Source organism: Comamonas sp., assembly GCF_009360615.1.
Lineage (GTDB): Bacteria > Pseudomonadota > Gammaproteobacteria > Burkholderiales > Burkholderiaceae_C > Comamonas.
The window spans coordinates 1-10205 of the sequence record NZ_SPEY01000049.1; the positions used below are offsets into that span (position 1 = coordinate 1).

11 protein-coding genes and 2 pseudogenes are annotated in these 10205 nt (G+C 65.6%); 12 read left to right on the forward strand and 1 reads right to left on the reverse strand.

Annotation, left to right across the window (positions count from 1 at the left end; all coding sequences use genetic code 11):
* From E2583_RS24680 to cobT, 12 genes and pseudogenes are all read left to right on the forward strand, one after another.
* Nucleotides 1-167 (forward strand): annotated as a pseudogene (locus tag E2583_RS24680) (ABC transporter substrate-binding protein); the annotation flags it as partial.
* On the forward strand, nt 164-1207 hold the full coding sequence (locus E2583_RS14005) for an iron ABC transporter permease (protein WP_291596677.1): 1044 nt from the start codon (nt 164-166) through the stop codon (nt 1205-1207). The pseudogene E2583_RS24680 and the gene E2583_RS14005, both read left to right, overlap by 4 nt.
* Complete coding sequence (locus E2583_RS14010) at nt 1204-2001, forward strand: ABC transporter ATP-binding protein (protein WP_291596679.1); 798 nt, start codon at nt 1204-1206, stop codon at nt 1999-2001. Before E2583_RS14005 ends, E2583_RS14010 begins: the two co-directional genes overlap by 4 nt.
* A gap of 61 nt (nt 2002-2062) precedes the next feature.
* A complete protein-coding gene (gene cobO / locus E2583_RS14015) occupies nt 2063-2632 on the forward strand; it encodes a cob(I)yrinic acid a,c-diamide adenosyltransferase (RefSeq protein ID WP_291596680.1) in 570 nt (189 codons plus the stop codon).
* 36 nt (nt 2633-2668) lie between these two features.
* Nucleotides 2669-3409 (forward strand): 5,6-dimethylbenzimidazole synthase, encoded by a 741-nt coding sequence (bluB, locus tag E2583_RS14020; RefSeq protein ID WP_291596682.1) that lies wholly within the window; start codon nt 2669-2671, stop codon nt 3407-3409.
* Nucleotides 3406-4488 (forward strand): adenosylcobinamide-phosphate synthase CbiB, encoded by a 1083-nt coding sequence (gene cbiB, locus E2583_RS14025; protein WP_291596684.1) that lies wholly within the window; start codon nt 3406-3408, stop codon nt 4486-4488. The genes bluB and cbiB overlap by 4 nt, the downstream gene beginning before the upstream one ends.
* Nucleotides 4481-5485 carry an aminotransferase class I/II-fold pyridoxal phosphate-dependent enzyme gene (locus E2583_RS14030; RefSeq protein ID WP_291596695.1) on the forward strand — a complete coding sequence of 335 codons (1005 nt, stop codon included), beginning with the start codon at nt 4481-4483 and terminating at the stop codon, nt 5483-5485. The genes cbiB and E2583_RS14030 overlap by 8 nt, the downstream gene beginning before the upstream one ends.
* Nucleotides 5486-5529: 44 nt before the next feature.
* Nucleotides 5530-6336: a HipA family kinase gene (locus E2583_RS14035; protein ID WP_291596686.1), complete on the forward strand. Its 807-nt coding sequence runs from the start codon at nt 5530-5532 to the stop codon at nt 6334-6336.
* Nucleotides 6323-6724, forward strand: a complete 402-nt coding sequence (locus tag E2583_RS14040; protein WP_291596688.1) for a DUF3037 domain-containing protein — start codon at nt 6323-6325, stop codon at nt 6722-6724. Before E2583_RS14035 ends, E2583_RS14040 begins: the two co-directional genes overlap by 14 nt.
* Nucleotides 6725-6727: 3 nt before the next feature.
* Complete coding sequence (locus tag E2583_RS14045) at nt 6728-8194, forward strand: cobyric acid synthase (RefSeq protein WP_291596689.1); 1467 nt, start codon at nt 6728-6730, stop codon at nt 8192-8194.
* Nucleotides 8195-8356: 162 nt separating this feature from the next.
* Entirely contained in the window at nt 8357-8728 is a 372-nt protein-coding gene (locus tag E2583_RS14050) for a hypothetical protein (protein WP_291596691.1), read from the forward strand.
* A 184-nt stretch (nt 8729-8912) separates the two neighbouring features.
* Entirely contained in the window at nt 8913-10025 is a 1113-nt protein-coding gene (gene cobT, locus E2583_RS14055; RefSeq protein WP_291596693.1) for a nicotinate-nucleotide--dimethylbenzimidazole phosphoribosyltransferase, read from the forward strand.
* Nucleotides 10026-10080: 55 nt separating this feature from the next.
* Here cobT and E2583_RS14060 read toward each other — a convergent pair.
* Nucleotides 10081-10205: pseudogene (locus tag E2583_RS14060) on the reverse strand (endonuclease III); the annotation flags it as partial.

The following is a 10205-nucleotide window of genomic DNA, read 5'->3' on the forward strand; positions in this document are numbered from 1 at the left end:
CGGGCTGGGCCCAGATGCGGGCGGTGAAGCAGGGCGCGATCTGCGCCTTCACGCCCGAGCAATCCGACATTCTGGTGCGCCCCGGCCCACGCATGGCGGAGGGGGCGCAAATCATCGCCCAGTGTCTGCAACGTCTGGCGGCGAGGCAGGGCAAGAAGAGTCCATGAAGGCCTGCATCTCCATTCATCACCGCAGGGGGCAGCGCGGGCTGGCCGCTGCCTGGCTGCTGCTGTGGCTGACGCTGGCAGCGGCTTTGCTGGCGCTGCTGGGCGCGGGCATTGGCAGCACCGGGTTCGAGAGCGTGCTTCATGCCCGGCATGACCCGCTGGCCTGGCAGATCGTGATGGACATCCGTCTGCCGCGCACGGCTGCGGCCTTGCTGGCCGGAGGGCTGCTGGGGCTGGCCGGAGCGGTGGCGCAGGGCGTGTTTCGCAACCCCCTGGCCGATCCTTACTTGCTGGGTAGTGCCTCGGGGGCATCCCTGGGGGTGGCGCTTGCCATGGCCGCCCTGGGGGTTTCACCGTTCGCGCTGGCCGGCCTGGCCCGTTGGGGGGTGACGGGGGCGGCGTTTGCCGGTGCGGTGCTTGCCGTGGTGCTGACCCTGGTGCTGGCCAAGGGCGTGCAAAACACGATGCGTCTGCTGCTGGCCGGCGTGGTGGTGGGCGTGGTCCTGGGTGCCGCCGCGTCGCTGGTGCTGCTCATGAACCCCGACATCATGCAGGCCATGCAGTCTTTCATGCTGGGCAGCACGGCGTTTTCGGGCTGGAATGCCTGTGGACTCATGCTCTGGGTGCTGCTGCCTGCGCTGGTGCTGGCCTGCTGCCTGAGCCGCGTGCTCGACGGACTCGCGCTGGGCGAGGCCACGGCCCATAGTCTGGGCCTGCCGCTGGCGCCGCTGCGTCTGTTGCTGATCGTGCTGCTGGCGTTGGCCACAGGCACCGCCGTGGCCCAGACCGGCCTGATTGCTTTTGTGGGCCTGGCTGCACCCCATCTGGTGCGCTCCATGGTGCGTGCGCTGCACCGCTGGCTGCTGGTGCTCAGCAGCCTGATGGGGGCGGTGCTGCTGCTGGCTGCCGACCTGCTGGCGCGCTGGCTGATGGCACCCCAGGAATTGCCCGTGGGCGTGTTGACCGCCGTGCTGGGCGGCAGCTATCTGCTCTGGCTGATGCACCGGCGCGGCGCCATGCCGTCTGGGGAGGGCGCATGAGCCGCCATCCCGAGACCGGCAGCGCCTTGGCGACCGAGGCCTTGAACGTGCACCTGGGCGCACGCGAGGTGTTGCGTCAGATCAGTCTGCGCATTCCCCGGGGCCGCTGGACGGCCATCGTCGGCCCCAATGGCGCGGGCAAGTCCACGCTGTTGCGTGCCCTGGCGGGTATGCGGGCGGCCAACCAGCGGCAAAGCGGTGCCGTGTTTTTGCAGGGCCGCAAGCTCGGCGACTGGAATGGCCGAGAGCGTGCGAAGGCCCTGGCCTGGCTGGGTCAGAACCAGCCGGTGGCGGCCGATATGGCCGTCTATGACCTGGTGATGCTGGGGCGCTTGCCCCATCAGGGCTGGCTGGCTCCGGCCTCAAGCGCCGATCGCCAGGCCGTGGAGCAGGCGTTGCGCCAGACCCATGCCTGGGACTGGCGCCAGCGCAGCATAGGCCAGCTATCGGGCGGTGAACGCCAGCGCGTGCTGCTGGCGCGGGCCCTGGCGGTGCAGGCCCGGACGCTGCTGATGGATGAGCCATTGGCCAATCTGGATCCGCCCCACCAGACCGACTGGATGCTCACGGCCCGCAGTCTGGTGCAACAAGGTGCGACCCTGGTCAGCGTGCTGCACGAGTTGTCCTTTGCCCTGCTGGCCGACGAAATGGTCGTCATGCAGGCCGGCCGTATCACGCATCAGGGCGCTTGCGGTGATCCCGCCACCCATGCAGCGCTGGAGGCCGTGTTTGACCGACGCATACAGGTGCGCGAACTCGACGGCCTGTGGCTGGCCTTGCCGCGCCTGAGCTGAGTTTGGCCGAAATTTTTTGACTTTTTGTCCTTTAGCCCTTGATAGACAAGCGAGAGTAGCTGTGAATATTGAAACTCCTCCCACCGAGAAGCCTTACGAAAAGCCCGAGGGCGAGCGCCGTGGCCTGATCATCGTCAACACCGGCAATGGCAAGGGCAAGAGCACGGCCGCCTTCGGCCTGGCTTTTCGCGCCATGGGCCGGGGCAAGGCCGTCAAGGTCTATCAGTTCATGAAGGTGCCCACGGCCCGCTTTGGAGAGCATCGTCTGGCCGAACAGGTCGGTCTGCCCATCCAGGGACTCGGGGACGGCTTCAGCTGGAAGAGCAGGGACCTCGATCACTCGGCCCAGCTGGCGCGTGACGGCTGGGAAAAGGCCAAGGCCGATATTTTGTCGGGAGAACTTTTTCTGGTCGTGCTCGACGAGATCACCTATCCGCTGATCTATGGCTGGCTGCCGCTGCAGGAGGTGCTGGACACGCTCCATGCGCGCCCCAAGGATGTGCATGTCTGCCTGACAGGCCGTCGCTGCCCGCAGGAGATCATCGACATCGCCGATACCGTGACCGAGATGACGCTGATCAAACATGCCTTCCAGGCGGGTATTCCTGCTCAAAGAGGGATTGAAGACTGATGGCTTTTGCCATGTCTGTGGCGCGACAATAGCTCCATGACCGAATCCAAGCCCCGCTCCTTTGCGACGATTGCCGCCACGCCTTTCACCGAGGCCGAGCGGGCTGCCGTCTATCGTGCCATCTATGAGCGTCGCGACATGCGCCATTTTGCGGGCGGGACAGTGGCCGACGAGGTCCTGCTGCGCCTGTTGCGTGCTGCGCACCATGCGCCCAGCGTGGGGTTCATGCAGCCCTGGCGCTTCATTCGGGTCAGGAGCGCCGATCTGCGCCGGCAGATCCACGCTCTGATCGAGGAGGAGCGCGTGCGTACCGCCCATGCACTGGGCGAACGTGAGGAAGACTTCATGAGGCTCAAGGTCCAGGGCGTGCTCGATGCGGCCGAGGTACTGGTCGTTGCCATGCCGCCGGGACGCGAAGCGCATGTCTTCGGTCGTCGCACCCTGCCCGAGATGGACATCGCCAGCAGCGCCTGTGCCATCCAGAATCTCTGGCTGGCGGCGCGTGCCGAAGGGTTGGGCATGGGCTGGGTCTCGATTTTCGATCCGCTGGCGCTGGCCAGATTGCTGCAGATGCCTGAAGGGGCCCACCCGCTGGGCGTGCTCTGCCTGGGGCCTGTCGATGCCTACTATGCCGAGCCCATGCTGCAGCAGGAAAAATGGGCCTGCCGCGCCCCTCTGGAGGACATGCTGATGGACGATGTCTGGGACGACTCGCGGATCGCGTCAGCGCCGACCGAAGGTCAGCCGCGCGCCGACAAGGGCAAAACAGACGCATGACGAGTTTTGGCTGGACCGAGCTGATCGGTCTTTCCCTGAGTCCGCTGGCGTGGCTTTATCAGGCATTCACTGCCAGCGATCTGGCGGTGATCCACTGGGCTGCCAATGTGCAGGCGGGTCTGCTGGCCGTGCTCGTGGCCCTGTTGCTGGACCGGCTCTGGGGCGAGCCGCCGGTCTGGTTGCACCCGGTGGTGCTGATGGGTCAATTGCTGGGCTGGTCGGGGCAGGCACTGGCACCGCGTGCCGAGGTGCCGCGCGACTATCTGCGTTTTTGTCTTGCCGCACTTGTCTGGTCCGTGCTGGCCGCAGGGTTCTTCATGGTCTATGGACTGACGCAGTTCATGCTGGGCTTTGCGCCATGGTGGCTCTGGGGGCTGGTGATGGGGGTGTTGCTCAAGCCGCTGCTGTCCTGGCGCATGCTCAGGGATGAGGTGCTGGCCGTGGAGGGCGCACTGCAGCAGTCGCTGCCCGCAGGGCGGGAGCGTCTGAGCTGGCTGGTGAGCCGCGATACGACGCAACTGGACGCGGCCACCGTGCGCGAGAGTGCCATCGAGACGCTGGCCGAAAATCTCAGCGACTCCGTGGTTGCTCCGCTGTTCTGGTTTGCCCTGGCCGGTCTGCCCGGGGCCGCCGTCTATCGCTTTGCCAATACGGCCGATGCCATGTGGGGCTATCCGGGCTGGCGAGGCCAGGGCGACCGCCGCCGCCACTGGCAATGGGCGGGCAAATGGGCGGCCCGCGCCGACGATGTGCTGAACTGGATTCCGGCGCGCATCACCGCCCTCTGGCTGGCGCTGCTGGCTGGCGGCCTGTCCTGGGCCGGGTTGAGGCGCGATGCGGCCGTGACGCCATCGCCCAACGGTGGCTGGCCCATGGGGGCCATGGCCCGGGCTGTGGGGGTTCAGCTCTCCAAGCCCGGCGTCTACCGACTCAACCCGCAGGGGCGGTCGCCGCAGACGGCTGATTTGAAGATGTCTGTAAAATTGGCATCAAAAGTGATCGCGGCGCATGTCCTGCTCTCGTTGATAGCTATGATTTTTATGGTGCTGTGGAGAGGAAGGCTGCTTGCCGATGTTTGATGTGAATGCGGCAGCCATGCATGGCGGCAGCGACGCGCTGGGTGTGCCAGCGCATGATTTTTCGACCAATCGCAATGCCTGCGGACCCTGTCCCATGGCCGTGAAGGCGCTGCAGGCGGCCCATGTCGCGCAGTACCCCGATCCGCACTACATGGTGTTGCGTCAGCAACTGGCGGCCTTTCATGGTGTGGCGGTCGAGCGCATCCTGGTAGGCGCCAGCAGCAGCGAGCTGATCCACCGCATCACGCTGCACGCCGTGCGCAGCGGTGCCAAAAGCGTGCAGTTTCCCCGGCACCACTATGGCGACTATCTGCAGGCCGCGCGCGTCTGGCGGCTGGCGCTTGGCCGGCGCTCGCCGGCCGTGCCGCCAGTGCTGAGCTGGGCCTGCGAGCCTTCCAGTCCGCTGGGGGCGATGGAAGACATCTGGCCTGCCTGGCAGCTGCCGCCTCTGGAGAAGGAATGGCGCGTGCTCGATTGCGCCTATCGTCCGTTATGGCTGGAGGGCGAGCCGCCCGAGCGCGATCTCGACGGCATCTGGCAGCTGTGGACGCCCAACAAGGCCCTGGGCATGACCGGCGTGCGCGCTGCCTATGCGATTGCGCCCGTGAAGGCCGCAGCGGCAGAGGTGCAGGCACTGAACGCGCTGGCGGCATCCTGGGTGGTGGGCTCGCACGGTGTGGCCATGCTGCAGGCCTGGGTGACGGACGAGGTTCAGCAATGGCTGGCCCACAGCCTGATGACCTTGCGCCGCTGGAAGGCGCAGCAGCTGGCGCTGTGCGAGAGACTGGGCTGGCAGGTCGTTCCCGGACACCAGTCCAATTATTTTGTCGCAGGCCTGCCGCAGGCAGAGCTGGCAGGGCCCCTGGCGGCTCTGCGCGCCCAGGGCATCAAACTGCGCGACTGCGCAAGCTTCGGCCTGAGCGGCCATGTGCGGCTCGGCGTGCTGCCGCCCGTGTCGCAGGCCGCGCTTGAACAGGCCTGGAAAAGCATCCAATGACCTTGCCGATCGGACCGGATGGGGGCAAGGCGCTACCATTTCCCATGGCTACTGAAACCTTGAAGCTTCGCTCGGTGCTGGTGGAGCGTTACGTAACCCCCCTGCGGGAAGGCGGCTCCATGCCGGCGATTGTCGAGGCCGACGACCTGGGCACCTATGTGCTCAAGTTCCGGGGCGCCGGCCAGGGCGTGCGCGCGCTGATGGCCGAGATCATCTCGGGGGGCATGGCGCGTGCGCTGGGTCTGCCGGTACCCGAGATCGTGCTGCTGCGCTTGAACGGCGATCTGTCCCGCACCGAGTCCGATCCCGAGATCCAGGACCTGATTCGCGCCAGCGACGGGCTGAACGTGGGGCTGGACTATCTGCCCGGCTCCATCAACTTCGATCCGGCGGTGGACGTGGTGGACAACGACTTCGCCTCCCGCCTGGTGTGGTTCGACACCCTGGTCAGCAATGTGGACCGCACGGCACGCAACACCAATATGCTGATGTACCAGAAGCGGCCCTGGTTGATCGATCATGGTGCGAGTCTGACCTTTCACCATGCCTGGAACGGAACGGTTGCCGATCCGGCCAGGCCTTTTGCGCCCAGTGCCGAGCACGTGCTGCTGCCGAAGGCCAGCCTGCTGGCGCAGCTGGATGCACCGCTGGCCGCCAAGCTCGGGCCCGAAGTGCTCCAGAGCATTCTGGACGAGGTGCCTGACTGCTTTCTGGCGCAGGCCGCAGCCGACAAAGAGGGCGATGTGCTCAAGAATGCACAGGCCCATCGCGCGGCCTACGTGAATTATTTTGCGGCCCGGCTTGCCGAGCGTGGCCGCTGGTTGCAAGGAGTGATCGATGCTCGCGCATGAGGTCTATGACTACGCCATCGTGCGTGTGGTGCCGCGCGTGGAACGTGAGGAATTCGTGAATGCGGGCGTGATCCTGTCGTGCCAGCGCACCGGTCATCTGCAGGCCGGCATCGCCCTCGACGAACAGCGTCTGCTGGCGCTGGATCCGAATGTGGATCTGGAGGCCGTGCACCGTCACCTGGGCTCCATCGTGGCCATCTGTGAAGGCCGTGCGGATGGCGGGCCGATTGCCCAGCTGCCCATGCGGGCGCGCTACCACTGGCTCACGGCCAGGCGCAGCAGCATCATCCAGACCTCGCCCTCGCACATGGGCATGTGCACGCATCCCGGCGAGGCGCTGGCCCGAATCCTGCAGCGCATGGTGCTGCCGATCCCCACCGAAACCTGAGACATGACAGCACGTTGCATCATGGTGCTGGGCACCAGCAGTGGCGCGGGCAAGAGCTGGGTGGCGACGGCACTGTGTGCCTACTACCGCAGCCAGGGCCTGAAGGTTGCGCCGTTCAAGGCGCAGAACATGAGCAACAACGCGCGCGTTGTTGCCACGCCCGAGGGCCGCTGGGGCGAGATCGGTACGGCGCAGTATCTGCAGGCGCTGGCTGCGGGAGCCGTGCCCGATGTGCGCATGAACCCGCTGCTGCTCAAGCCAGAGGCCGACACGCGCAGTCAGGTCGTGCTCTTCGGCCAGGTTGACGAGGCGCTGAGCGCCATGCCCTGGCGCGGGCGCAGCCTCAAGGTCTGGCCGCAGATCGCGCAGGCGCTGGATGAGCTGCGTGCCGAAAACGACGTGGTGGTCATCGAAGGCGCGGGCTCCCCCGCCGAAATCAACCTGCACGCCAGCGATGTGGTCAATATGCGCGTGGCCAAACATTGCAATGCACATTGCCTGCTGGTCTCTGACATCGACCGCGGCGGCGCCTTTGCACATCTCTACGGCACCTGGGCATTGCTGCCCGAGGACGAGCAAAAGCTCGTCAAGGGCTTTGTGCTCAACAAGTTTCGCGGCGATGCGGCTCTGCTGGCACCGGCACCCCAGATGCTGCAGGAGAAGACGGGCGTGCCCACGGTAGCCTGTATTCCCATGCAGTTCCAGCACGGTCTGCCCGAGGAGGACGGCGTGTTCGACGATCGTGGCAGCACGGGGGCAGGGCGGGCGATCCACACCACGATTGCCATCATCGCCTATCCGCGCATCAGCAATCTCGATGAATTTCAGCCCCTGCTGCACGTGCCGGGTCTGCGCGTGGTCTGGGCGCGTTCTCCTGCTCAGGTCGCGGAGGCGGACTGGGTCATTCTGCCGGGCAGCAAGGCCACGGCGGCTGATCTTGCCTGGATGCGTGGACAAGGTTTGGATGCCGCCGTTGTCGCCCATGCGGAACACGGCAGGCAGGTCCTGGGCATTTGCGGCGGTTTGCAGATGCTGGGCGAGGCGCTGATCGATCTGCATGGTGTGGACGGCAATGCCGCAGGCCTGGGCCTCCTGCCTTTGGCGACCCTGTTTGCGCTGGACAAGACCGTGCAGCCGACGAGCTTGAAACTGCCGGAGCTGCATGCCCCGTGGGACGCCTTGAGCGGCGTGACGGTGCGAGGCTACGAGATCCATCACGGGCGGACCCAGCTACGTGCCGACATGCAGGCGGCGGGTGCTCGGCAGGCCCGGGAGCTGTTGCCCGGCATGCTGTGGCAGGCAGGCAACAGCGCAGTCATCGGTACCTACCTCCACGGACTCTTCGAGAACGCCGAGGTGATTCACGCGCTGTTCGGCCATGAGGCACCCAGTCTGGAACAGGTTTTTGAACGTCTGGCACAGGGGGTGGGGCAATGGTTTGAGCCCGCTTCACTCCAGCTTGCCCGCTGATTTGTAGGAGTGATCCTGCGGACGCATAGCCGCTGAACCGATAAGCCCTGCCTGAGAGTGCGTGCAAGCTGACCGGGCTGTTTACTTTCTGGAATGGAGTTGCTTATGGCTTTTTTCAAGGTTCAGAGTCTTCAACTTGCTTTGGGCGCCGCAGTTCTGTCAATGGCCGCAATGGCCGGCGCGCAGACGGAAGCGGCCAAGCCGGCGGGTCAGCCAGCGGCGATGGATGCGGCCGGGCCTGCGATGAAAAAGCAGCACCACCGCCACCACCACAAGGGCCAGCGCCCCATGCGTGATAGCAACTCTTCTTCTCGCGAGGCGATGGCGGCCAGTGCAGAGGCCAAGAAGGGCAAGCTCGACGACGGCCAGGGCATGAGCCAGTATCAGCGCAATGCCTATGCCCGCTGTGGTGTGTTCAAGACCGAAATCGACCAGCAGGCCTGCATGGCACGTGTCAAGGACGGCGCGGTCAGTGGCTCGGTCAAGGATGGCGGCATCCTGCGCGAAATCACGGTGGAGGAAGTCATTCGCTGACGCTTTTTGCAGCGTCTTCCGCCAAGGCCCTTCGGGGCCTTTTTCCTGCCAGCCTCGTACAACCGGTGAACTTCGCGCTCCGGTACCGACGAAAGCGCGATACTTGCATGTTTTCAGAAACCTGCCTTCCGCATCCCGGTAGCGGATGGCACCCAGGCCTGATGCACCGGGAGTGACTGCACGCATGAGTTCCGCTTCTTTTTCCGATTTCCCGCCGTCCGTCCTCTGGTCCTGCCCGCAGGTGCTGGATATCCATGATGCAGCGCTGCAAACCCGCGTCCAGCACTGCCTGGATGTCAAGACCAAGCCCCAGGGCTCGCTGGGCGTGCTCGAGCAGCTGGCCTTGCGCATTGCCGGCATCGTAGGGTGCGAGACGCCCGCCCTGCATGCACCGCAGATGGTGGTGTTTGCCGCAGATCACGGACTGGCCGCCCAGGGAGTGTCGGCCTATCCGGTCGACGTGACCTGGCAGATGGTGGAGAACTTTCTCGCCGGGGGGGCTGCGGTGAGCGTGCTGTCGCAGCAGAACGGCATTGATCTGAATGTGGTGGACTGTGGCGTGGCCCGGGACTTCGAGGTGCGCGAGCAGGATCCCGCGCACAAGCTTCCCAGGGCCCATGCGCCGCGCCTGTGGCGGCGCAAGGTGGCCTATGGCACGGCAGACTGCAGCCAGGGACCGGCCATGAGCGAGGCCCAATGCGCGATGGCCCTGCGCAATGGCGCAGAACTGGTCAAGAAACTGCCCGGCAATGCGGTGTTGCTTGGCGAGATGGGGATCGGCAATACGTCCAGCGCTTCGTTGCTGCTGGCGCGTCTGTGTGGCGAGCCGGTCGAGGAGGTGACGGGCGCGGGCACGGGCCTGAGCCCCGAAGGCCTGGCGCGCAAGATCGCAGTGCTCAGGCGGGTGCTGGATTTTCATGCCGGAGTGCAAGAGCCACTGGCTGTGCTGGCTGCCATGGGCGGGCTGGAGATCGCCACCATGACGGGCGCCGTGCTGCAGGCCGCTGCCGAACGCCGCCTGATCGTGGTGGATGGCTTCATCACCACGGCCGCTGTGCTGGTGGCCAGCCGTCTTCAGCCCCATGTGCTGCAGCGCTGCGTGTATGCGCACCGTTCGGGCGAGCCTGGCCATGCCCGCCTGCTGGCCCATCTGCAGGCCCAGCCCATGCTGGACTGGCAACTGCGCCTGGGCGAAGGCTCGGGCGCGGCCCTGGTCTGGCCGCTGCTGCGCTCGGCCTGCACCATGCTCAACGAGATGGCCAGCTTTGAATCGGCCGGTGTCAGCGGCAAGAGCTGAGGTATTTGAAAAAATATAGCGGCAAGCGCTTTTTGGGTATGCGTTTGAGGCAGTTTTAGCTCTTTTTTCCTGCTGCCGGTGCAGGGGTCTTGGGCGTGAAATCGCAGTACTGCGAGACCACGCATTCCCAGCAGCGCGGCTTGCGCGCCTGGCAGACATAGCGGCCCAGCAGGATCAGCC

What these genes read in the sequence shown, in the direction of transcription:
- E2583_RS14005 (WP_291596677.1), top strand. Translation starts at nt 164, where the DNA reads ATGAAGGCCTGCATCTCCATTCATCACCGCAGGGGGCAGCGCGGGCTG.
- E2583_RS14010 (WP_291596679.1), top strand. Translation starts at nt 1,204, where the DNA reads ATGAGCCGCCATCCCGAGACCGGCAGCGCCTTGGCGACCGAGGCCTTG.
- bluB (WP_291596682.1), top strand. Translation starts at nt 2,669, where the DNA reads ATGACCGAATCCAAGCCCCGCTCCTTTGCGACGATTGCCGCCACGCCT.
- cbiB (WP_291596684.1), top strand. Translation starts at nt 3,406, where the DNA reads ATGACGAGTTTTGGCTGGACCGAGCTGATCGGTCTTTCCCTGAGTCCG.
- E2583_RS14030 (WP_291596695.1), top strand. Translation starts at nt 4,481, where the DNA reads ATGTTTGATGTGAATGCGGCAGCCATGCATGGCGGCAGCGACGCGCTG.
- E2583_RS14035 (WP_291596686.1), top strand. Translation starts at nt 5,530, where the DNA reads ATGGCTACTGAAACCTTGAAGCTTCGCTCGGTGCTGGTGGAGCGTTAC.
- E2583_RS14040 (WP_291596688.1), top strand. Translation starts at nt 6,323, where the DNA reads ATGCTCGCGCATGAGGTCTATGACTACGCCATCGTGCGTGTGGTGCCG.
- E2583_RS14045 (WP_291596689.1), top strand. Translation starts at nt 6,728, where the DNA reads ATGACAGCACGTTGCATCATGGTGCTGGGCACCAGCAGTGGCGCGGGC.
- E2583_RS14050 (WP_291596691.1), top strand. Translation starts at nt 8,357, where the DNA reads ATGGCCGCAATGGCCGGCGCGCAGACGGAAGCGGCCAAGCCGGCGGGT.
- cobT (WP_291596693.1), top strand. Translation starts at nt 8,913, where the DNA reads ATGAGTTCCGCTTCTTTTTCCGATTTCCCGCCGTCCGTCCTCTGGTCC.